At 39.7% G+C, this 24,119-nt stretch carries 19 protein-coding genes; 7 read left to right on the top strand and 12 right to left on the bottom strand.

What is annotated here, in order from left to right; translation table 11 throughout:
- Positions 1 to 60: 60 nt before the first annotated feature.
- Positions 61 to 474 (bottom strand): organic hydroperoxide resistance protein, encoded by a 414-nt coding sequence (locus QZ407_RS07035; RefSeq protein WP_157541578.1) that lies wholly within the window; start codon positions 472 to 474, stop codon positions 61 to 63.
- A 99-nt stretch (positions 475 to 573) separates the two neighbouring features.
- Here QZ407_RS07035 and QZ407_RS07030 point away from each other — a divergent pair, with 99 nt between their 5' ends.
- The 4 genes from QZ407_RS07030 (at position 574) to QZ407_RS07015 (ending at position 5,155) form a co-directional block, all read left to right on the top strand.
- Positions 574 to 1,827 (top strand): putative DNA modification/repair radical SAM protein, encoded by a 1,254-nt coding sequence (locus tag QZ407_RS07030; protein ID WP_295769518.1) that lies wholly within the window; start codon positions 574 to 576, stop codon positions 1,825 to 1,827.
- A 3-nt stretch (positions 1,828 to 1,830) separates the two neighbouring features.
- Complete coding sequence (locus QZ407_RS07025) at positions 1,831 to 2,586, top strand: TIGR03915 family putative DNA repair protein (protein WP_157541576.1); 756 nt, start codon at positions 1,831 to 1,833, stop codon at positions 2,584 to 2,586.
- Positions 2,587 to 2,664: 78 nt separating this feature from the next.
- Positions 2,665 to 3,954 carry an AAA family ATPase gene (locus tag QZ407_RS07020; RefSeq protein WP_295769129.1) on the top strand — a complete coding sequence of 430 codons (1,290 nt, stop codon included), beginning with the start codon at positions 2,665 to 2,667 and terminating at the stop codon, positions 3,952 to 3,954.
- A gap of 1 nt (position 3,955) precedes the next feature.
- Complete coding sequence (locus QZ407_RS07015; RefSeq protein WP_295769127.1) at positions 3,956 to 5,155, top strand: tetratricopeptide repeat protein; 1,200 nt, start codon at positions 3,956 to 3,958, stop codon at positions 5,153 to 5,155.
- 18 nt (positions 5,156 to 5,173) lie between these two features.
- On the opposite strand, the gene QZ407_RS07010 is transcribed toward QZ407_RS07015, so the two are convergent.
- Entirely contained in the window at positions 5,174 to 7,360 is a 2,187-nt protein-coding gene (locus QZ407_RS07010; RefSeq protein WP_295769126.1) for an FUSC family membrane protein, read from the bottom strand.
- 191 nt (positions 7,361 to 7,551) lie between these two features.
- Here QZ407_RS07010 and QZ407_RS07005 point away from each other — a divergent pair, with 191 nt between their 5' ends.
- Positions 7,552 to 10,149, top strand: coding sequence for a phosphoenolpyruvate carboxylase (locus QZ407_RS07005; RefSeq protein ID WP_295769124.1), 2,598 nt, complete (start codon positions 7,552 to 7,554; stop codon positions 10,147 to 10,149).
- Positions 10,150 to 10,258: 109 nt separating this feature from the next.
- A complete protein-coding gene (locus QZ407_RS07000; RefSeq protein ID WP_295769122.1) occupies positions 10,259 to 10,795 on the top strand; it encodes a DUF4142 domain-containing protein in 537 nt (178 codons plus the stop codon).
- Positions 10,796 to 10,839: 44 nt separating this feature from the next.
- Here QZ407_RS07000 and QZ407_RS06995 read toward each other — a convergent pair whose 3' ends face one another.
- The 9 genes from QZ407_RS06995 to QZ407_RS06955 form a co-directional block, all read right to left on the bottom strand.
- Entirely contained in the window at positions 10,840 to 11,391 is a 552-nt protein-coding gene (locus QZ407_RS06995; RefSeq protein WP_295769120.1) for a DUF4256 domain-containing protein, read from the bottom strand.
- A gap of 128 nt (positions 11,392 to 11,519) precedes the next feature.
- Positions 11,520 to 12,776 carry a tetratricopeptide repeat protein gene (locus QZ407_RS06990; RefSeq protein WP_295769118.1) on the bottom strand — a complete coding sequence of 419 codons (1,257 nt, stop codon included), beginning with the start codon at positions 12,774 to 12,776 and terminating at the stop codon, positions 11,520 to 11,522.
- Between the two features lie 8 nt (positions 12,777 to 12,784).
- Positions 12,785 to 13,903, bottom strand: a complete 1,119-nt coding sequence (locus QZ407_RS06985) for a tetratricopeptide repeat protein (protein WP_295769115.1) — start codon at positions 13,901 to 13,903, stop codon at positions 12,785 to 12,787.
- Between the two features lie 3 nt (positions 13,904 to 13,906).
- A complete protein-coding gene (gene gyrA / locus QZ407_RS06980; RefSeq protein WP_295769112.1) occupies positions 13,907 to 16,480 on the bottom strand; it encodes a DNA gyrase subunit A in 2,574 nt (857 codons plus the stop codon).
- 215 nt (positions 16,481 to 16,695) lie between these two features.
- The gene (locus tag QZ407_RS06975) at positions 16,696 to 18,297 is read right to left on the bottom strand and encodes a hypothetical protein (protein ID WP_295769110.1); all 1,602 of its coding nucleotides are present in this window, start codon (positions 18,295 to 18,297) and stop codon (positions 16,696 to 16,698) included.
- Between the two features lie 127 nt (positions 18,298 to 18,424).
- A complete protein-coding gene (locus QZ407_RS06970; RefSeq protein ID WP_295769108.1) occupies positions 18,425 to 18,823 on the bottom strand; it encodes a hypothetical protein in 399 nt (132 codons plus the stop codon).
- Positions 18,824 to 18,933: 110 nt separating this feature from the next.
- Positions 18,934 to 19,845, bottom strand: coding sequence for an oxygen-dependent coproporphyrinogen oxidase (hemF, locus tag QZ407_RS06965; RefSeq protein ID WP_295769106.1), 912 nt, complete (start codon positions 19,843 to 19,845; stop codon positions 18,934 to 18,936).
- Positions 19,846 to 19,875: 30 nt separating this feature from the next.
- Positions 19,876 to 21,156, bottom strand: a complete 1,281-nt coding sequence (locus QZ407_RS06960) for an MFS transporter (protein WP_295769104.1) — start codon at positions 21,154 to 21,156, stop codon at positions 19,876 to 19,878.
- 108 nt (positions 21,157 to 21,264) lie between these two features.
- A complete protein-coding gene (locus QZ407_RS06955) occupies positions 21,265 to 21,462 on the bottom strand; it encodes a cold-shock protein (RefSeq protein WP_157541552.1) in 198 nt (65 codons plus the stop codon).
- Between the two features lie 326 nt (positions 21,463 to 21,788).
- Between QZ407_RS06955 and QZ407_RS06950 the strand changes: the two genes are divergently transcribed.
- The gene (locus QZ407_RS06950; RefSeq protein ID WP_295769101.1) at positions 21,789 to 23,567 is read left to right on the top strand and encodes a glycoside hydrolase family 15 protein; all 1,779 of its coding nucleotides are present in this window, start codon (positions 21,789 to 21,791) and stop codon (positions 23,565 to 23,567) included.
- Positions 23,568 to 23,602: 35 nt separating this feature from the next.
- On the opposite strand, the gene QZ407_RS06945 is transcribed toward QZ407_RS06950, so the two are convergent.
- The gene (locus tag QZ407_RS06945) at positions 23,603 to 24,070 is read right to left on the bottom strand and encodes a GNAT family N-acetyltransferase (protein WP_295769099.1); all 468 of its coding nucleotides are present in this window, start codon (positions 24,068 to 24,070) and stop codon (positions 23,603 to 23,605) included.
- Between the last annotated feature and the right edge of the window lie 49 nt (positions 24,071 to 24,119).

Below are 24,119 nucleotides of genomic sequence, written 5' to 3'. Positions count from 1 at the left end.
TAATAAATAAGAAGGCGCCGTTTGACAAAGCAAACGACGCCCTTTATATTGAATTGTAAATTATACTGCTAATACTTTCACTTCAATATTACCCCTAACTGCCTTACTGTATGGACAGGCACGGTGGGCCTTATCAGCCAATTGCTGAGTTTCGTCGAGGCTCATGCCCGGAATATGAACATGTAATTCTGCTGATAGGGCATAGGCATTATCATCCTTATTAAAGCTTACATGTACTTCGGCTGTGGCTTCACTTACATCAATATCATCTTTACGTGCTACGCTGCCCAGTGCGCCTAAATAGCACGCGCCATATGCACCGGCAAACAATTGTTCGGGGTTTGTAAATGCTCCGCCTTGTCCGCCCATTTCCTGCGGCTTATGCAATTCAACATCTAAAACACCATCTGATGATTTAATATGACCATCGCGGCCGCCTTTGGCTGTTACCACGGCTGTATATACTTTTTCCATTTTGATAAATAAATTTTATTTCTAACCAATTGATAGTTGTAAAGTTTTTACCCACCATACAAACAAATACTAAAATATTTAGTATTTTTGATTGGTATGATTGAGGAACGGATAATAGAAAAGCTAAATATTTTGGCTGATGCTGCTAAGTATGATGTGTCATGTTCATCAAGCGGTAGTAAGCGTAAAAATGAAAATAAAGGGTTGGGTAACGCCAGTAATGGAATTTGTCATACTTATACTGAAGACGGCCGGTGCGTATCTTTACTTAAAATACTACTAACAAACCATTGCATTTTTGACTGTGCCTATTGTGTTTCACGCAGTAGTAATGACATTAAGCGTGCAGCTTTTACTGTGCAGGAAGTAGTTGATATTACAATCAACTTTTATCGCCGTAATTATATTGAAGGATTGTTTTTGAGCTCGGGCATTTTCAAAGACGCCGACTTTACCATGGAACGGTTGGTAAGGGTGGCCAAAAAATTGCGTACTGAGCATAAATTCAATGGATATATTCATTTAAAATCAATACCAGGTGCAAGTGATGAATTAATGCGCGAAGCGGGATTGTATGCAGACAGGCTTAGCGTTAATTTAGAAATACCTACCGAAGCAGGCCTTAAGCTTTTAGCTCCTGAAAAAAACCGCAAAGACATGATTCAGCCAATGGGGTTTTTGAAAAATGAAATTATACTCCGTAAAGAAGAAAAAGCGCTGTTTAAAAAAGCGCCAATTTTTGCCCCCGCAGGACAAAGCACTCAAATGATTGTGGGCGCCACCCCCGAAACTGATGTACAAGTATTGCAGACAGCCAATCACTTTTACAAAAATTTTAATTTAAAGAGGGTTTATTACTCGGGTTATGTACCGGTATTGAGTGATAAGCGCTTGCCGGCTTTACATACCAGCGTACCTATGGTACGTGAAAACCGCCTTTACCAGGCCGATTGGCTTATGCGTTTTTACGGCTTTAAGGTCAACGAAATTGTTAATGACACTAATCCTCATCTCGATCTGGATATTGATCCAAAGTTAAGCTGGAGCTTACGTAACCTGGAAGTTTTTCCTATTGATATTAATAAAGCTGATTTGCAACTTATTTTACGCGTACCGGGTATAGGATTGCAATCAGCTCATAAAATTGTAAGTGCCCGCCAATTTGGTAAACTTAACTGGGATCAATTAAAAAAAATAGGGGTCGCTCTAAACCGGGCAAAGTACTTCATAACCTGTAACAGCTCGCGGTTTGAACGGCGGGATTTAACTGCAACCAATATCAAGCAGTTTATTTTATCGCAATCACATAGTAAGTTTTTAAAGAACGCAACAACGCAATTAAATCTGTTTTAATTTATGACTACGCTGGTTTACGACGGAACCTTTGAAGGATTATTAACCTGTGTGTTTGAAATTTACGAACGTAAATTACTACATGTTAAAATTCAAAAAGGAGAGTGGCTGAGTAAAGCTTTGTTTGAAGAAGTGATTCAGGTAATTACTGATGAAAAACGTGCCGGCCGGGTTTTACAGGGACTGCAAGAAAAGCTTTCGGCAGGTGGAATGCAGCGTTTGTATGCTGCCCATTTAGCCGGCATGGACGATGAAGACATTATGCTTATTGGCTATATACGCTATGTTTTTGACTCGAAGAAAAATGTAGAAGAAGACTACGGCAATAAATATGTGCTGCGGCTTGCCGAAATTATAAGAATGGTTAGACGCGAAAAGCATAGAATGGAAGCATTTATACGGTTTCAAAAATTGCAAGACGGAATTTTTTATGCGGCCATTGAACCTGATTTTAACGTTCTACCACTTGTGGGTAAGCATTTTAAAAACCGCTATGCCGATCAAAAATGGATTATATATGATATGCGCCGTAATTATGGTCTTTATTATGATTTGCACCATATAGAGTATATAACACTTGATTTTGCAACGTCACGACCGGATAACGTAATATCATCATATACTGAAGATGAAGGTTTATATCAGAATTTATGGAAAAATTATTTTAAAAGCGTTAACATTCCGGCCCGTAAAAATACTAAACTTCATATGCGCCATGTGCCCAAGCGCTACTGGAAGTTTTTAACAGAGAAAATTTGAGCTGTTTAACCTATGCCTACTTTGTTATATCTTTAGCCCGTTAGCATTTTTGTTAATGCTACACCAAACTACTGATAGATGAACAGAGAACTTTTAGCCGAACTTGAAAAAGCCCTCGAAATAACTCCTGATAATATCATATTGCGCAAACAGGTGGCAAAAGGCTACTTTGCTTTAAATGATTTTGATAAAGCTAAAGATCATTTGAATATAGCGCTCGGCTATGAATCGGCTGACGAAAGTAAATTGCTTTTAGCCAAATGTTACCTTAAGCTTAAAAACTACACACCCGGTATTATTATATGTGAAGAGTTGTTGAACACCAACGACAATGCTGAGCTGTTGACCGTCTATCTCCAACTGCTAATTGATTCAGGACATACTGATGATGCAATTGCACATTACCAGGCGTTTATGGTTAAATATCCGGATTGGCACGACACTGATATTGAACGCCAATTGAAAATTCCAACATTTGAAATTGAAGACGAAGATAACTATAATGCTTTCATTGAAAAGCCTGACATTAACTTTAGTGATGTTGGCGGAATGGATGAAATTAAAGATGACATACGTATAAAGATAATTGAGCCTCTGGCTAACCCCGATCTTTTTAAAGCTTTTGGCAAAAAGGCAGGAGGGGGTATATTAATGTATGGTCCCCCGGGATGTGGTAAAACCTATTTATCAAAAGCTACAGCAGGTGAAATTGCCTCAAAGTTTATGAATATAGGTATTGAAGAGGTTTTAAATATGTGGGTTGGCAACAGCGAAAAAAACCTGCACGAAAAATTTGAAACGGCCCGGAGAAATAATCCATGCGTTATGTTCTTTGATGAGATAGATGCGCTGGGTAGTAAAAGAAGTGACTTAAGACAATCTGCCGGTAGAAATTTGATTAATCAGTTTCTACAGGAGATGGATGGTATAAATAGTAAGAACGACGGTGTACTGATATTGGGTGCCACAAATTCTCCATGGCATATTGATTCGGCCTTTTTACGTCCGGGAAGGTTTGACCGGATTATTTTTGTACCACCGCCAGATTTATCTGCCCGTGCTTCAATCATAGAAATGATGCTCCGTGACAAGCCTGCCGAATCAATGGACTATGATAAAATTGCTGCTAAAACGGATAGCTTCAGCGGTGCTGATTTGAAACTTTTGATAGAGCTTGCTACAGAAGAAAAGTTAAGGCAGTCAATGCGATCAGGTAAGATTGAAAAAATTACTCAAGCCGACGTAGTAAACGCCATAAAAAAAGTTCGGCCATCAACTAAAGAATGGTTTAACACGGCCCGCAATTATGCTTTATACTCTAATACATCGGGTATGTATGATGATATTAAAGCTTACCTGAATTTGTAGCATGGAGCATCAATTATTTCAGCAAATACAAAATCTCATCAGCCGCGATAAGATAGATCTTGCTTTGCAAAAAATATCAGGGGCGCTTACTGAATACCCTGATTCTGATGAGTTATATAGCCTGCAGGCATCGGCTTTTTTAAGAATAAAGGATCTAAAAAATGCGCAACAAGCCGCCAATACTGGTATAGGACTCAACCCCGAAAATGACTTTCTATTTTATCTAAACGCGCACATAGCGCTGGAACATGATAATTACAAGCTTGGTGAAGAATTTATTAATCAGGCCATAAGCATCAATCCGTATTCGGCAACGTACTTCGGTTTAAAAGCCTTAATTTTTATCAACCAAAAAAAGTACACGGAAGCTATTGAGACAGCCTTAAACGGCTTAGATCTTGACCCGGATGATGCCATGTGTAACAACATGCTTTCTATGGCACAAACCCGTGCCGGTTTAATCGGAGAGGCGTTTAACCGATTGGAGAACATGCTGGCCGATGACCCTGAGAACGAACTCACGCAGGCTAACACCGGCTACTATTACTTAAGACAGGGAGATGCTCGAAAAGCGAAAGAACACTTTGCCGCTGCGTTAAATGCCGATCCGGGATATGAGTTTGCACGTACGGGTATGCTTCAAGCCATAAAATCGAGCAATGTTTTTTACCGCAAATTACTTCAATTTTCCTATTGGCTTGATGAAATGAACGGAAAGTACAGATGGGGATTTGTCATAGGCCTAGTATTAATTGTAAAAGTTATACCCATACTGGCAATCCCATATCTCATCTTTGTTTTTTGGACTTGGTTCACGGGCCCAATAAGTGATGTAATTATTTACTTTGATAAGTATGGACGTTATTTAATGAAGCCTCAAACCATGTTGCTCACTAAAATAAACATTGCAGCAATTGGTGGCGGTTTATTAGCAGTGCTGGCAGGTATCACATTACACTATAGCTTTTACGTGCTTGCATTTTCTTTTCTGCTTGCTACAATTCCGGTTTACTTGGTGGGAGGCATAACGAAGCAATTGAAACAAATAATTTTAGCGGCCTTTGGCTTATTATTTATTGGTTGTGGTGTATGGAGCATTTACCTGGGTTATGTAGCCAATCAATCTTTGGAATTTGCCGTAAGCACACTTATTATTTCCGCAGTTGTGTTTTCATGGGCCTTGGCCTTTATAAGGCGGTAACAATTAGAAACAAACTCGTTAGTTAATGAGGTTATCTGTAGTTTTTAATATATCCGCGCTTATCTTTTGAATAAAACCTAATTGTTCTTTAACCAGGTTTTCATCTGCCGTTAAATCAGTTAGCTCAGGCGTTTCACTTTGTATCTTATCTGCAGTAAAGTCTGCTACTTTGCCTCCAAGTTTTTTTGAACTTTCATTGAGCAAAGCAACACTACGCTTTATAAGCTTTAAGTTGTCGGCCTTGGTACGATGTACATCTTTATCGGCAACTGTTGAAGCCATTGTAGCAACGTATGATGAAAGGATATGGTTAAGCACTACAAATTTGTGCAAATCCTTAATTTTTTGCTGCCTTGTTTTAGGCTCCGAAGTCATACGTTCAAAAGCCGCCGCGAGGTTAGCCGATTTAATATAAACCTCCTTGCGTGCAAGTTTATACTCTGTTGTGGTAACCGGAACGCCGTTTATCGTATCAGCTATTTTAGTTAGGTAACCACTATTAGCAGCTAAAACCTCACCTGATATTTCCCTGATTTGGTCAGACTCCCATGAAGGGAATAAAAAGTAATTAGCTCCCAAGGCTATTATAGATCCTATTATGGTGTCAATTATACGTTCCTCGGCTATATTTAAATGCCCTACACCCAAAAACTTAAAAAGTATAAGCACATACGGAGTCATTAGGGCAATGGCTACAACATAATTTGTACGTATAAAGCTATATGCGCCCACCATCAAAACGGCCAAAATCAGGAACTGTGCAGTGTCATTATGCACAAAGGTCAAAATTGCTACGCCCATAAGTCCGCCTACAATTGTACCTATAAGACGTTGGTAGTTGCGTTGCTTTGACAAACTAAACGCAGGTTTTACAATTACTATAATTGTCAGAATTACCCAGTAACTATGCTGGCCGAAGCTTATACGCCTTCCGCTCAAATCATTGATGAGGTGTAGCAGGGCAGGGCTTTTTGTAATTAAAAAGCCCACAAGACAAACAATGGAAACGCGTAGGGCAAACCTGAACGTTGACGATTCAAACGTTAAGTTATCCAGTAAAACACGTGGCGAATAGTCTTGATGCTCAACAAATTTTTGATATTCTACCTGGTGCGGATTTTTGATTAGCTTTTTTGCCGCCCGGGTTTTATGGTAACGATAAATGTTGATTATCTTTTTGTTTAAATCGCGCAGGTTAATGAGCACCTTTTTAAGGGCCATAATACTGCCTGAATGTCCCTCGGCACCAATAGCATCTATCCGGGTTTTCAGCTCTTCCAAATCTGCAAGGAAGCGTACATTGCTGTGATAGGAGGTGTTGGATAAAACGGCATACCCAATGTTATCCAGTTCATCACCCATACGGTGCAATAATTTACCTACATCCTGTAAAATACCGGTGTTGGCAAATTGCTCGCGCATGTGATTGTAATCATAGTGGGTTGCCATTACCTGTTCAAACAAATCAACCAGGTCAACAAAAGTAAGTACCAGCATCCGGCTATAATTAGTCGACTCGCGCACTACCAAGCGACTTTTGAAAAGCATCTCTCTCACAGCATCCTGGTGCTGGCTTACCTGTATTTGCTTTAAAACAAGCTTCTTGTAATTTTCGTCGATATCTGTTTCAGGCAAATAAAAGTCAGCCTTAATGCGTAAGTAGCTAACAATATCGGCAATGTTTTCGCCAAGGGCTTGTTGTGCAGCGCGATAAGGCCGTATTCCAAAAAACACAAGGCTCCACAACATATACCATATGCCGCCCGAGGATACAGTTAAACTATAACTCAGTACATCTTGTGGCTTTAATGCCTTATCCATTATAAATATCATGGCCAGTAAGCCGGCTGTACCAATGGCTGCTGCCCGGTTGCCGTAAACCACCAGGAATGAGCAGACAAACGTAAGGAGCGTAACCTCAATGCCCAGGCACCATAAATTGTAACGCGCAAAGCCTGTTAATACCGCAACTAAAAACACCAGCACGTTGCCAATAAGCATAGCATTTCGCTTAAGCACTACGGGTCCGGGGTTGTCAATAACGCTCATGCAAGCCGCACCTAATGATATTGTAAGGCCGGTTTGCAACATATCAAACTGAGCAAATATCACTGCAGGTAAAAGCAGTCCTGCACTTATGCGTAAACCGTCAGAAAAGTACTGGCTAAAAAAAAAGGTTTTTATTTCGCGGCTTTGGATAGACATCAGGCTTAAAAAAGTAGGGCTGAAACTACTTGCAAAAGTAGAAAAGTATGGTGCATGTTGTACAATTATTAATTAAGTCTACTAATTAACTATAAATTATCAGGTTGGTTTCATGTTTTACGGCTAAGATGTGTATTTTAACCCCGTCGTTACAGGATAGGTGTATCTTGTACAATATCTACTAAGCAATTATGTCTGCATCACAACAATCACATCAGCGCCTGACGTTATTTAACCAAGAGGTAGTTACTCGGTTTGAACTGTACAACAGTTTATTTTTAACGCTGCCATTTTACCAGGTGAAAGATACCGGTATACTTTTGCCGTTTTTTAGCTCACACTGCGAAAAAGGGGTGGCGCAGCTAAAATCGCCCAGCGAAATTATTGAGTCTTTTTTTGAAGAACGCGTACCCGGTGTTGATGAACGCGAACAGATTAACCGCTTGTTTAGATTTATACAATACATTGAGCGGCAAGTAGTGTTGTTCGATGCAGTGGAAGATTCATCTTTCAGCAAGCTGAGCCGCACCGATGATAGCGGTACGTTACAAGGTTTGCTGCAGCAAGTAGCAGGCGACGAGGAGATGCGTGAAAAAATCACCGAAAAGCTGAAAAACTTCTCGCTAAGACTTGTACTTACTGCTCACCCAACTCAGTTTTACCCGGGTACCGTGCTTACCATCATGACGGATTTGATTGAGGCATTGAAGACCAATGATATAAATGAGGTTAACCAATTATTACAGCAATTGGGTAAAACTCCCTTTTTCAATAAAACCTCGCCCACACCGGTTGACGAGGCAATTAGTTTAATATGGTTCCTTGAGCATATTTTTTATTACGCCCTGGCTAATATTCAAACTAAGCTTAACGAAGAATTTGGAACCGGTGAGCTCTTGCATCAGATTTTTGAATTAGGTTTTTGGCCGGGTGGCGACCGTGATGGCAACCCTAATGTGAAGACCGATTCAACCCGCACGGTTGCTTATACCTTACGCCAAATCATATTCAGGTGCTACTACCGCGATTACAGGAACTTGAAACGTCGCATCACTTTCCGCGGTGTTGAAGATGCAATGGGTAAACTGGGCGATATTTTGTATGTGAATGCATTTAATCCGCAGCCCGATGCAGGCGATTTGCAGCAGGTTATGCTCGGTTTACTAGACGAAATTAAAAATACGCTTATTAAGGATCATAACAGCATATTTATAAACCTGGTAGAAGATTTTGCACTCAAAATAAGGCTTTACGGATGCTACTTTGCATCGCTTGATGTAAGGCAGGATAGCAGGGTTTTAAGAAGTGTATTTGAATATGGCTTAAACACCAAAGAACTTAATAACGGATTACCGGCAGATAAGTGGGCAGATTTGAGCGAAAACGAAAAACTTGAACTTATTTCGTTCAACGTATTTGATTATCAATGTGCCGAAAAAGCCGCTCAGGGTGATGATCCAATGATTAATGACACACTCTGCACCATTCGCCTTATGCACGAAATACAAAAGCATAACGGCGAAAAGGCATGTCATAGGTACATTATAAGCAACTGCCAGCAAGCATCGGATATATTACAGCTGATGAACCTGTTTTTATGGTGCGGTTGGACTAAAGAAGATTTGACAATTGACTTTATGCCGCTGTTTGAAACTGTAAATGACTTAAAGCATGCAGCAGGAGTGATGGAGAAGTTATATAATCATCCTTACTACAAAGAGCATTTAAAACGGAGAGGAAACCGCCAGATGATTATGCTCGGTTTCTCTGACAGTACTAAAGATGGTGGATACTTAATGGCCAACTGGTCTATATACCAGGCAAAAGTTGAACTTACGGCCATTACTAAAAAGTATGATATCGAATTAGCATTTTTTGATGGGAGGGGAGGTCCACCCGCACGCGGTGGAGGCAAAACTCACCGTTTTTATGCGGCAATGGGAAAAGAAATTGCAAACGATCACATTCAACTAACAATACAAGGTCAAACCGTTAGCTCACAATACGGGTCGATAGAGACAGCAAAATACAATATCGAGCAACTTGTTAATGCAGGTGTTACTTCAGCCTTGCATCCAAACCATCGCGACTTATTGGATGCTGAACATAAGCAGCTGATATCAACAATGGCCGATGCCAGCTTTGAGAAATTTATGGCTTTGCGTAAGCATCCATTATTTACTCAATATCTCGAAAATTTAAGTCCGCTGAAGCTATTATCGGGCATAAACATCAGCAGCAGGCCTACAAAACGTAATGCAGATGCACCGCTTAAACTGGAAGATCTTCGTGCAATAAGTTTTGTAACATCATGGAGCCAGCTTAAGCAAAACGTTCCTGGCTTTTATGGCGTGGGCTCAGCGTTGCAAAAAGCTAAAGATGCCGGAAAATGGGATGATGCAGTTGAATTGTATAAATCATCAGGCTTTTTCAAAACCATGATTGACAACAGCATGATGTCAATGTCAAAATCAGATTTCCGCATTACAGCCCACCTTGAACATGATGCTCAATACGGAGAATTCTGGAAAATACTAAAAGACGAATATGACCTTACAAAAGCAAACGTACTGGAACTTACTGGAACGCAAGAGCTTATGCAGGAATCGGCGGTAGATAAACGCTCAATAGCAATGAGGGAACGGATTATTTTGCCTTTAGTAGTAGTACAGCATTACGCTTTACAAAAACTTAGAGATACAGCAGATGAAGATTTAAAAAGCGCCTACAGTAAGTTGGTAATAAGAACAGTTTACGGCATTGTTAACGCAGGACGAAACCTTGCTTAATATTTAAAAATTTAAAAATCCAAAGGCGCTTAATATTTGTTATCATTTTAAACCAGCATGGCCTTTGATTGTTAAATAATCAATTAAAGGCAACTATTATCTGTTTAAAATGAAAAACATACTTTATTTAAGCGCTTTTGCTTTTTTTGCTATCTCTGCAACATCTTGCAATGACAACAAAAAGGCAAGAAACTATAATCAGAAAACCACGGTTGATGATCAAGGTATAAACTTTATTAAAGAAGCTCATATGGGCGGACTTATGGAAATAAAGTTTGCAACAGTGGCTCAAAGTAAAGCGCAAAATCCGCGTGTTTTAAATTTTGCTAAAATGCTTATTGCTGATCACACAACAGCGCTTAATGAGCTCAACGAGTTGGCCGACGATAAAGATGTTCCTAAACAAGATACTACATTGCTGCCCGATCAGCAAAAAATGATTGACAGCGTTGCAAAGCTAAGCGGAGCGGCGTTTGATAAGGCTTATATGCAGATGATGGTAACAGACCATGGTAAAGACATTGAGCTTTATAAAGAGGCAACAGGTAACAAAATTGTTAAGGTAAGGAAGTATGCGGAGAAAACTTTGCCGGTGCTAACAACACATCTTGATTCAGCCAAAGCTATCAGCGCTTCTTTGAAATAAAAGAACGTAACGATTTGTAAAAAGGCTGCTTTTAGCGGCCTTTTTTATTTTAACGGCACGTAAGCTCTAAAACCTCTCGCAGCATAGTATGATGACGCTCCATTGTGATAAATAAAGACATGGCCATAACGGCAATCACCAAAAATAGCACCACTTAAATCACGGATTGCCGGTGGAGTTAATAACCAACTTGAGGTTTTAGTATCAAAGCTTTCAAATTCCTGCAATTTACGATATTGATACTCATCCAGTAACTGAACACCCATGCTGCTGGCAACTGTTAGAGCACTTGATTGAGGTTTGGCTTCCTTCCTTGAATTTAGCGCTTGCTCATCGTAACACAAACTACGCCGGCCCGAAGGGCTTTCTTTACTACAATCACAATAAACATAATCGTCATTATTAAACAAAATAACGTCCGGCTCGCCACCGGTTTGTTCCATTTGGTTAACTGAACTTAATAAAGCCGAATTACCATCTAACTTGGATTGTACATGATCCCATTCCAATTTATTATGGCGTTGGATGTTTTGCAGAAAGCGGAGTTTCAACTTAGCCAATAATGCTGATTTTTCATTGACAGATATTGTGTTCATATAAGGGAATTTATTGAGCTTAAATTACCACATTCTATTCAATAATCCAAGCAAAAATCATTCACATAATTAACATTATGTTAAATAATATATTTATAAAGGAGGCCCGACATGCGGGCCTCTTCTCTTTATCTTATTGCATCAATTTTCTTTTTCAGCTCAGTCATCTTTGCTGTATCTTTTTTGATGATATAGTAGTTACGTAAATTTCCTAACGCACTTGGGTCATTTGGTTGTAATTGAACCGCTTTCTCCAGGTATGGTTTAGCTTTATCAGCAGCAGCATTAACTTTAGCCATCATAGCGTTAAATTCTTTTTGCTTGCTCATTGGTAACTTGTTGGCCACGTTGTAATCTTCAACAGCCGGACTCATTAAAATATAACCCATATTTAAGTTTGCCTCAAAATAATTTGGATCTAACTCAACTGCTTTACCGTAAGCGGCTGTTGCTTTGTCATAAGCCTCGTTACGAGCTTTGATAGCCGCTGCCTTTGCTGCCGGATCTTTGGCTGCCTTAGCTTCTTTATCTTTCGTATCACCAATTTTACCGTAAGCTATGCCTGAGTAAAAATGTAATGATTTATCACTTGGGTTATTGTTAATAGCAGCTTGAATTTTATCAATAAATTCAGTTGCCTTGCCCTGCTGCAAAGCAATTTCTACTTCGCGGCCACGCAGTGATGCATTGTTTGGGAATTTGCTTACACCCTCGGTTACAGCATTTAACGCAGCAGTGGTATCTTTTTGCATTAAATACAGGTTTGAAAGGTCAGAATAAATATCAGCACGACGGCTGTAGTTAGTTGTTACCAATTTTTTGTATTGGTTAATTGCTACCGGAATATTTTTAGAATTAATAGCAGCTAAACCGGTATAATAAATTGCAGTTGTATCTTCCGGATAGTTTGAGCGGTATAAATCGAAAGCCTTATACGCTTCTTCAAAGTTTTTAGCCTGAAAATCTTTTACACCTTTATTTAACGAGTAATAAGCTACATACTGGTTACCTGCGTCGGTCAATCTTTTAAACTCACCTTTAGTGTCAGCCTCTTTAGCTTTTTTCAATGCTTCAACTGCAGTGGTATACAAAGGCATAGATGTAGTGGCAACAGTGTCGTTATATGCCAAAGCACCGTAAATTGCACCTTTTAAAGCATAGGTTTGCGGCATGGTAGCCGTTTTTTCATTTGCAGATGCTTTATCAATTGAGGTTTTAGCAGTGTTGATGCTTGTACGTGCCATAGTTGCCATGGCTTTATTTTGGCGCATGGTTTCGTATTTGTCATACTCGCTTTGAGCCGTGCTCAGTTCGCCTTTTTGGGCAAGAACCGTTGTTGCCGTGAACAGGCTCAAAGTACCTGCCATCAAAAACTTAATTTTCATAGATCTATCTAATTAGTTAACTGTTGTAATTTATTATTTATGTTACTTAATTGAATATCGTTTCCGTTCTTTTGGTAAATTAATTGCAAAAGCTTTAAAGTATTAACGCTTTTTGGCGACATTTCATATGCCTTCTGCAGCCATTGTGCAGAACGCTGCAAATCTTTGGTAGACTCCTCCCCTTTTTTACCTGCCGCATGCTTAAGGTAAAGTAAGCCTAAATTGAATACAGGGTCGTATGCCGCGTTATTAATTTCAATAGCTCGTAGGTATTGCGATTCGGCCCTGTCATACTGTTCCAGGTAATCATAACAACTTCCTGCAATAAAGGCAACATCGGCATTGTTACCATATGCACCGAGCAATTCTTGCAACAATGGTTCAAGAGCTTTATAATTTTTTTGGCTGTTATAAATGCCGGCTTGTTCAAGCAATAAGCTTTTCTCGTTAGGTAACAAGCGCCTTCCCCTCTCCAATACATCCAACGCTTTAGCGGTATCGCCCATTGTTTTGTAGATACCCGATGCCGCAATAACGTATTCTGTTTTTACACTGTCAGGCGTTAATAAGGTTGAGTAATATCTGGCTGCTTCAGGCAAATGACCAGCTTTGGTATTAGCGTAAGCAATGTAGGCGTTAATTTGACCAAAACGCGGCGAGTAAATCTGGGCATTTTTAAACGAACTAACCGCATCTTCAAAATTTAAGGATTTGATGTTGCTAAACCCGTTTCTGATATATACGTTGGCTAAACATCGCTTTGCAAAATCAAGTTCTGTTTGGTACTTGTATATTTTACGATGCTCTGCCAGTCTGTTTACCAACAAAACCGTTTTGTCGAAAAAATCAGGTGGGTTGCCTAATTTATTGGTAGAATCAATATAGGCTATGCTGGAGTAAACAATAGCTTTATAAATGTTTTTATCAAGGTTTGAAGAATCGGAACGCGTTTTTATTAAACTATCTACCGATTTTTTAGCATTGGTCAGATACTTAATTTCTCCTTTTTGGCGGTAATAAGCCAGATTGTTTACCACTACCTTAAGCGCTTCGCCCTGGGAAAAAGCTTGAGGTGCGGTAAACAATGCTGATAAAACCAAGAGAATGATTTTACGGCTTAAAGTCATATTTTATTCGTTTTCTGCTTCGTCTGGCGAATCGGCAGCCGGGCTGTCTGTGTCTTGTGCACCTACATCCGATCCGGTTGTTTCAAGGCTGCTTTCAATAGCTTGTTCCAGTTCCTCCTCTTCACTATGCTCAATCTTAGCTACCGAAGCAATCTCATCACCTTCTTTAAGCGATATTAATCTTACTCCTTGTGTGGCCCTTCCCATAACCCTTAACTGATCCATAGCAATACGTATAATAATGCCAGAACGGTTAATGATCATCAGGTCGTCAGTATCAGTAACATCTTTTATGGCAACAAGTTTGCCGGTTTTTTCAGTTACATTAAGTGTTTTCACACCTTTACCACCACGATTAGTAACGCGGTAATCATCAATATCAGTACGTTTACCGTAACCTTTTTCTGATACCACTAAAACGGTTGTTTCAGGATCGTTGATGGCAATCATACCAACAACCTCATCTTTTTCACCGTCAAGCGTTACGCCACGTACACCGGTTGCGGTACGTCCCATCGGTCTTACGGTAGCTTCGTTGAAGCGGATTGCACGACCTGATTTAAGCGCCATAACTACCTCACTGGTGCCAGTTGTTAAGGTTGCTTCCAGCAAAGTATCGCCATCATTGATGTTGATTGCGTTAATACCATTAGCACGCGGACGAGAATATGCTTCTAAAGATGTTTTCTTAATGGTGCCTTTACGGGTACACATAATGATGAAGTTGTTTTCCAGGTAATCCTGGTCCTTCAGGTTCTTCACTTTGATGTACGCCTTAATTTTCTCCTCTTTAGGAATGTTGATGATATTTTGAATAGCACGGCCTTTAGAGGTACGCATACCTTCTGGAATTTCGAATACACGTAACCAAAAACAACGGCCGGCCTCGGTAAAGAACAGCATGTAATTGTGGTTTGATGCCACCAACAAATGTTCTATAAAATCTTCATCGCGGCTGTTGCTGCCCAGTGCACCCTTACCACCACGGCCCTGACGGCGATACTCGGTTAAAGGCGTACGTTTGATATAGCCTTCGTGTGATATAGTAATAACAACTTCCTCATCCTCAATAAAGTCTTCGGTCATCATTTCGGCGCTCGAGTGTACCATTTCGGTCTTACGTTCATCACCGTATTTTTCTTTTATCTCCAGCAACTCATCTTTGATGATTTGCATTTGAAGAGCAGGATCGGCAAGAATAGATTTGTAGTACTCTATTTGCTTCATCAACTCTGCATATTCTTCTTTAATTTTGTCACGCTCCAGACCGGTTAAACGGCGAAGGGTCATATCCAAAATAGCACGAGCCTGAATCTCACTTAAGTTGAATTGACTCATTAAACCTTCACGGGCTTCCTCCGGAGTTGATGACGCACGAATCAAACGTATAACCTCATCTAAATGATCTAAAGCTATAAGCAAGCCCTCTAATATGTGGGCGCGCTTCTCAGCTTCGGCCAGTTCGTAACGGGTACGGCGTACAACCACCTCCTGACGGTGTTCAACAAAATGGTGAATCAGGTCGCGGAGGTTTAGCATCATTGGACGGCCCTTAACCAGCGCAATATTATTTACACTGAAAGAGGTTTGCAATGACGTATATTTATATAGGTTATTTAAAACAATGTTAGCGTTGGCATCGCGTTTAACTTCGTAAACTACGCGTATACCTTCGCGGCTTGATTCATCACGAATAGTTGAGATACCTTCAAGTTTTTTCTCGTTCACCAGTTCGGCCGTACGCTCAATCATGTTGGCCTTGTTTACCTGGTAAGGTATTTCGGTTACAACAATACGTTCACGGTCGTTATTAAAGGTTTCAATTTCGGCACGTGCACGCAGCACTACACGACCACGACCTGTTTCAAAAGCCTCGCGTGCACCTTCATAACCATAGATGATACCGCCGGTTGGAAAATCAGGGCCTTTAATATAGTTCATTAACTCAGCCACCTCAATCTCGCGGTTATCAATTAAAGCTACGGTGGCATTGATTACCTCGGTAAGATTGTGTGGCGCCATATTAGTGGCCATACCAACCGCAATACCCGATGCACCATTTACCAAAAGGTTAGGAATTTTTGCCGGTAGTACACTTGGCTCCTCCAATGAATCATCGAAGTTTAATTGATAGTCAATGGTGTCCTTGTTAATATCGGCCATCATTTCCTCGGCAATCCTTTGCAGGCGTGCCTCAGTGTAACGCATAGCCGCAGGGCTGTCACCGTCAATTGAACCATAGTTACCCTGACCGTCAACCAACGGATAGCGTAAGCTCCAATCTTGGGCCATACGTACCATGGTATCATATACTGATGAGTCGCCATGCGGGTGATACTTACCCAACACCTCACCTACAATACGGGCCGACTTTTTGAAAGGCTTACCGGCAGACAAACCTAAATCGAGCATGCCGAATAACACACGCCTGTGAACGGGCTTTAAGCCATCGCGCACATCGGGTAATGCCCTCGATACGATAACCGACATTGAATAATCAATGTAAGCCGATCGCATTTCTTCATCAATATTTATTGGAATGATTCTGTCTTCGTTCTGTGAATTCTCTTCAGCCATTTGAAAATTAGTGTAAGAAAAATTTGCTCAATGTTTTAAGGTTGATGCGATATATTTGACTTGCGAAGATACGAATTTTAAGCTATTATGAAGCTATAGTTACCAACATACAGGGTATTGATTATAGCATAGGCTAAGCATTTACCTGTAAGCGTATTAATAGAAAAGCCGATAGTTGTCTAACTATCGGCTTTTTTAAAGATAAAATTTGTTACTTAATCAAAAAATTGGTAGTTCGGTAGATACGAACGTGTGATTACTATCGGAGTTTGGTTATATCCGGCTTTAGGAATTAATGTAACTGTAACTTTCACAACATACCTTTTGTTGAATGCACCCTCAGCAGGAACAGTGCTTACGTCATTGTCACCATTAGGGTCAATAACCGGCGTTGGTCCATAAAAAATTTCCGACACGCTACTACCTTGATAAAACTTATTTTGCCCATCATCATAAAGTAGTCCATCATAATACATTCCAACTCCACTACCAACATCATTCCAGTTGAGGTTATTTTGAAACTTAGCGTAATACAACAAATCTGCTTTTACTTCATATGAATCAATTTCAGATAATACGTCAGGATTAATAGCAACGTTTATTGAAGAAAGATCAACGAAATATTGTCTTCCATATTGATAATGCTCTGGATGATCCCCCTCTCCAATCGCAGTAGCTTTTCTTGAGGTCAAAACAACTGGTTTTTGAAGTAAATTCCATACTCCTAACTTTTTAGTATAACACGGCAAAATAAAATTGTTCGGATCAGCAGTTGTGCCCGGAGTGTATAAATTTGCTATCGGAACAACATTGTTTGATGATGTTGAGGTAATTGTTCCCGTAGCATTTAGCGTACCATTGGTCTTAAACTCAATCTTTTGATTCGTAGACGTTGCTTCAGTTTTTTTTCCTATAAATGAGCCAAACAACAAATTGATGCCAGCCCCAATTATCTCTTTGACACCTCCTCCCACTATGGCACTGAGTGCTGTCGATGCAACTTTTATGACTGGATTCGTTCCCTTGACCTTATCTTTAACATAATTTTTAGCGATATCTCCTACCGATTTGGCCGCATTGTTGGCAGTATTTTGTAATCCATTTTTAGAGCCAATAGTTGCTATTGTACCCTCACTTGACAATGCTATATCTCCAGTTAATGTTAAATGAGAGATATTGCTTGCGTAGGAAAACAGCCCCATTTTTATGACTTTTGATTCAGCATTTGGATCGTATGTAATTTCTGTATCAAATCCATTCCATCCGGGAGCGACGCCTTTTGTTTGCGGATTTTTACTTAAGTTGGTAGTAATTGAAAGCGGTTCTTGAATGGGCGCATCTATTGGCTCAGCAAAATATCCCATGTTATTCAATAAAGCGCTGGTATTGTTGAATCCTAAGCCCCACATTCCTTCACCAGTAGTAACAGATGATTTCAAATAATAAAACGTACGCATTAAGCCTGTGAACTTGTTGTAATAGATCACATAATTTTGTTCATTAGTTGATTGGCTAAGAAAATTATATATCAATTCCCAACCATCTTCTCTTTTGTAGTCCGTCATAACAAATTCAGGAAGCGTAGCGGCAGTTGACGAGTACCAAGGAAGAACTTGTTGTGGGAAATTTGTGAAATTGATATACGGATTTGCCTCCCAGTCAAAACACGTATTGGCTCCTGTAATTGTATTTATCGCTTGGACTTGCTTACTGGAACTATTAGAGTTACTAGTCTCATTTTCATAAGCGGATTTTTTACAGGAGTAAGTTGCCGCAATTGTCGCAAAAAGAAATGCACACGATGTGATTTTTTTCATATTAGTTTAGATTTTTCATAAATCTAAATAATAAGTGATATATAAAGCAATAAAATGAGAAATTAAATTTTAAACTATATAATATTTTAATTATTAGTTATCAGATATTAAAATTAAATTAGTGGAATCATTCTTCCTTTATCCAATACTCCTCAACCTGCATGCCTGTTGGCAACTTGCCCCGAAGTATCAGGCTATCATTTTTTAATTGATAACTGTAGTTTACATTCACACCGGTAAGTGTTGATGGTTGAGTATTAAATGTTTCTGTCTCCGTGCAGCTGTCGCCTTTAAGTTTATAATTGCCGGCCTGGTATTTTTGAGGTTGACCGCCGTCTTCAATCATAAATGCCTCAAAATCTTTATCGGTATAAGTACGCTTTAGTAGGTATCCTTGCGTACTTCCCTCCTTTTTTCCATTATATATTCCGCCTGCATAGTTCCACTTACCTTTAAGGGATTGCGAACTGTTGCATGCAGATATTACGGCTGCAGATAAAATGGATGCTGCGATTATAATTTTCATAGATAGTGAAGATATGATGGTTAAAGATTTGCCGCAATATATAATACGAAAATCAATAAAAACACGCACCCACTCACATACAACCTAGGGTTTTAAAGTATTAACTTTGCCTAAACCCAGTCTATTCCCTTCTTTAGTAAATCCAAAGTTTTGGCTTCTTCGCTGCCTGTAGCGGGCTCATAATTGTAAAACCATTTGGCTGTTGGAGGCAGACTCATCAAAATAGATTCGATTCGCCCGTTAGTTTCCAGGCCAAATTTGGTACCTGCGTCATAAACAAGGTTAAATTCTGCGTACCGACTGCGGCGCTGATATTGCCAATCTTGGTGCTGAGCGGTAAATTCTTTGAACCGGTTACGATTCACAATTTCGCTATAGGCGGGTGCAAAAGTACGCCCCAAAGCTTTCGAAAATTCAAATATTGTGTCCCAGGTTATTTCATCGGTAGCGGTCAAACGGTCGTAAAATACACCACCTACGCCACGTGTTTCATTGCGGTGTTTGATAAAAAAGTAATCGTCGGCCCAGGTTTTGAAGCGTGGGTAAAAGCCAATATTAAAACGGTCACAAACATCTTTAAGTTGCTGATGAAAATAGCGAGCATCTTCTTCAATAACGTAATGAGGAGTAAGATCTATTCCACCGCCAAACCAACGTAAAGGCTGCCCGTCATCTATTGATGAAGGCATTTCAAAGTACCTTATATTCATATGAATAATAGGCACCATAGGGTGATTAGGATGAATTACAATAGATACCCCGGTAGCAAAAAAGTCATCTTGTTCAACCTTAAATGCCTTTTTAACACCGTCAGGAAGTTTGCCATAAACAGCTGAAAAATTCACTCCGCCTTTTTCAAGAATGTTACCATTTTGAATAACACGGGTACGGCCTCCGCCTCCACCATCGCGCTCCCAAAGTTCTTCTTCAAACTTTGCGGCGCCATCAAGCAGTTCAAGGCTTTTACAAATTTCGTCCTGTATGGTTTTGTAATCTTCGGCTATGGTTTCTTTGCTAATCATCGGCACAAAAATGCAAAATTCAGTATTACATTATGCTATATTAATGTCACTTACGGGGTCATTTTTCTCAACGTAATTTAAATCCTTGCTAAAACTCTCTTTTAATTGGCTCAAAGCAAGTAACGCAATTACGGTAACAAGTCCCATCATAACATAGCTTGCGATTATAAGGCTGTTTGGATAGCCCTGCGCTTTAAAATGCTTAACTAAAAACTCAAATGCCCATGTAATTGGAATTAAAGAACCGCGCACAAAATTTGGCACTGTTGTGGTGACCGTTGCACGTATATTAGTACCAAATTGCTCAGAGGCAATGGTTACAAAGGTTGCCCAATAGCCAATAAAAAACCCAATAAATAAACATATGCCAATAAACTGTGTATGAGTTATTCCATGTAAATTCAAATACACTATAACGCTAATAACAGAAATGAGCTGAAACACGAGCATAGTTAAACGCCGCGATTTGGTAAGTTGTGCAAATAATCCGGCAAACATGTCGCCAAAAGATAAGCCAATATAGGTATACATTACGCCTGTTCCGGCACTCAGCGGTTCGGCTGCGTTAAGTTCCTTTCCAATTTCGGGCGATTGAGTAATGAGTATTCCAACCACAAACCACAAAGGCATTCCTATCAAAATACAATTCAGGTATTTGAAAAAGCGCTTCCGGTTATTAAAAAGCATCCAAAAGTCTCCTTTTGAAACTTCGGCTTTTTCAGCCTGTTTAAACATGCCCGATTCAAACGTGCCAACCCGTAAAAGCAAAAGCAACATTCCCAATCCGCCACCAATAAAGTATGCATTTTGCCATCCTAACTTTGATACAACATTGGCAGCTGCTGCTCCGAATAAGCCAACTACGGCAACAATCATGGTTCCATAGCCTCTTTTTTCTTTGCTCATAGTTTCGCTTACCAGAGTAATACCGGCTCCTAATTCGCCTGCTAAACCAATACCTGCAATAAAACGCACGGCTGCATAAGTGTAGTAGTCGGTTGCTAAGCCATTGGCAAAATTGGCTAATGAATACAATAATATGGAGCCGAACAGTACCCTTATACGCCCAAATTTATCACCTATTACACCCCACAAAATTCCGCCAAGCAATAAGCCAAACATTTGCATGTTAATAATGAACTCGCCTTTGGTACGCATTTCAACGTCGCTTACACCAATATCATGCAAACTTTGAACCCGTACTATGGAAAAAATAAGCAAATCATAAATATCAACGAAGTAGCCAAGCGCGGCTACTATTACGAGGAAAGTTACATTCTTTGCGTTTTTTTGAATTGCGTTATCAGCCATATTTTATAATTTATTACCGGGATTGTAAACTCGGGCACCAATATACAGTTTAAGCCATAAAAAAACCCCTGAAAAATCAGAGGTTTCAAATATATTAATGTAAGTGGTTTATACCTTTTTAACGTTAATGGCCTGAGGACCTTTACGGCCGTCTTCTACTTCATATTCAACGCTGTCGTTGTCTTTAATGGCATTTACACCGCCTTGCACATCTTTAAAATGCACAAAAAGATCTTTGCCCTCCTCGGTAACAATAAATCCGTAGCCTTTTTGGGTGTTGAACCATTTTACTTTCCCAGTTTTCATAATTTTTAATGTATAAGTTTATAAGAGGTTTAATAGTAAAGCCAAACTGAAATGCAAAACGTTTAAATTCAGAAAGGTATCGGTAAAAAACTATTTATTTTTAACCAAATATATAAATTTTGCGATAACCTAATCATATTTTAATTTTTTTTGATAACGTGCGTACGTACTGTATATGATGAAGTTATCTTTAAGTTAATATTACTAGTTTAAAATATTGATTATAGCTCTAGTATTTTTTGTAATAGGCAAACGGTTTCAACTTTCTTGCAACATTAAGTGCAAATGGTTGTTGGAATGTTTTGCAAGTACTACACTCATCTACAATGAAACATACCTATAACACCGGCATAATTGGCAATTGCGGCTTTCTAGCCCATATAAATAAGAACACAAACGTTGATTGGCTTTGCTGGCCAAAGTTTGACAGCACGTTTGTTTTTGGCGGACTGCTTGATAAGAAAAAAGGGGGCGAATTTTCCATCCTTCCTCAGGGTGAATACACTTCCCATCAATACTACCTTGAAAACACCAACGTATTGATTACCGAAATTACGCTTGAATCGGGCGGCAGATATCGTATAACTGACTTTGCGCCACGCTTTCAGGAATATCAGCGCTACTACAAACCCTTGATGCTGGTGCGTAAAATAGAGGCGTTAGAAGGTTCTCCGCGTATTAAAGTTAAGTGTGAACCGGTGTCGGAGTACGGCGCTATCAAGCTTGATGTTAACAGGGGCAGCAATCATATACAATATTTAGGTGGTGAAGAGAAAATAAGGCTCACTACCAATATTCCAATTAGCTACGTATTTGATGAGCAGTATTTTGTACTTAACGACTGCAAGTATTTAGTTTTAACATACGGCGAACCACTTGAGGCGCCCCTTACCAGTACCGTTGAACGCTTTTTACGCGAAACTGCTCAATACTGGCGTACGTGGATAAAGCATTCATCAATTGCAGGATTTTACCAACCTTACGTTATCAGATCAGCGTTAGCCCTAAAAATACACCAGTATGAAGATACGGGGGCTATAATTGCGGCGAGCACAACCAGTTTGCCTGAGTCTCCGGGCAGTGGTCGTAACTGGGATTATCGCTACTGCTGGTTACGTGATACATACTATGTGATAAGTTCGCTTAACCACATAGGCCATTTTGAAGAAATGGAAAAGTATTTTGGTTATGTAACAGATATTTCGTTCTCTGAAGATTTCAGGTATCAACCACTTTACAGCATAACGGGTAAAAAGGACCTGGAAGAATACACCGCCGACTTAGAAGGTTACGAAGGCAACAAACCAGTACGCATTGGCAACCAGGCATCTGAGCATATCCAAAATGATATATACGGCCAGGTATTGGTATCTGTACTACCTTTATATACAGACCATCGTTTTATTATTGATGAACGTAAAGATTCGGCTAAGTGGGTTGACTACCTTCTGAGTAAAATTGAGCGTACCATTGATGAAGAAGATGCTGGCATATGGGAATTCCGTAATATGGCCAACATCCATTGCTACAGTAATTTATTTCAGTGGGCCGGTGCATGTGCTGCCGAAAAAATGGCACGTACAATTGGTAATCAAAACCTGATTGACCGTGCAGTTGCCATGAAAAATCGGGCAGCTGAGCATATTGAAAGCTGTTATGACGAAGAGCGCAAAGTATACACTAACGCCGCCGGAAGTAAACATTTGGATGCAAGCACGCTGCAACTGATAATGATGAATTATCTTGACCCTGCGTCGGACCGTGCAAAGGATCATCTTAAAGCCCTTGAGGCCGAATTAAAAACAGAAAAAGGCTTGTTTTACCGATACCTGCATGCCGATGATTTTGGTAAGCCAAAAACTACCTTCCTTATTTGTGCTTTTTGGTATGTTGAGGCACTGGCTTGTGTTGGTCGTTTAGATGATGCCATACGCGAGTTTGAAAATATCATCAAATATTCAAACCACTTATTATTATTTAGTGAAGATGTGGCCGAGGAAGATGGCAGCCAATGGGGTAACTTCCCTCAGGCTTACAGCCACGTTGGCTTAATGAATGCGGCCTACCGTATAGCTATGAAACTTGACAGGCCGATATTCTTATAACGCTTAAAAACTAATTTCATTAAAGCCATCAGCAATTAAACAGCTGATGGCTTTATTTCTTTTTTGAAGCAAACACTATCAGGCAACTCTGTATATACACCATATGCAGGTATTTGATTATAGTTTGCCTTCCTATACAATCCATGTGCTTCAATTTGTTTGTTACCGGTTTCAAGTATCAAATACTGATATTTAAGCTCTGATGCCCATTGTTCAAGCTCAGTGAGTATTTTAAAACTTAAGCCCTTGCCCCTGGCTTGTGCTGCTACGTACATCCTTTTCACTTCAGCGGTGTTCGCATCATACATCTTAAAACAACCGCATGCAACGGGGATGCTATCCAAATATCCAATTACTACCGTTTCAATCTCTTCAATTACATTGTGTTCGTCATACAGGTCCATCACATCACCATTACGTTCACGTAAATCCTTATCTAATTGCGTAATCAGCATCTTAAAGTCTTTATCGCCGCTGTTGGTGCGCTTCAAAGTTATTTGCATGTTGTAAAGGTAAATAGTTTGCTTTAAACATATGTTAAGTTGTATTTTT

The organism is uncultured Mucilaginibacter sp., from assembly GCF_913773635.1.
Classification (GTDB): Bacteria; Bacteroidota; Bacteroidia; order Sphingobacteriales; family Sphingobacteriaceae; genus Mucilaginibacter.
The sequence above is the reverse complement of the archived record's forward strand: the minus strand, read 5'-3'. Positions and strand labels throughout refer to the sequence as shown.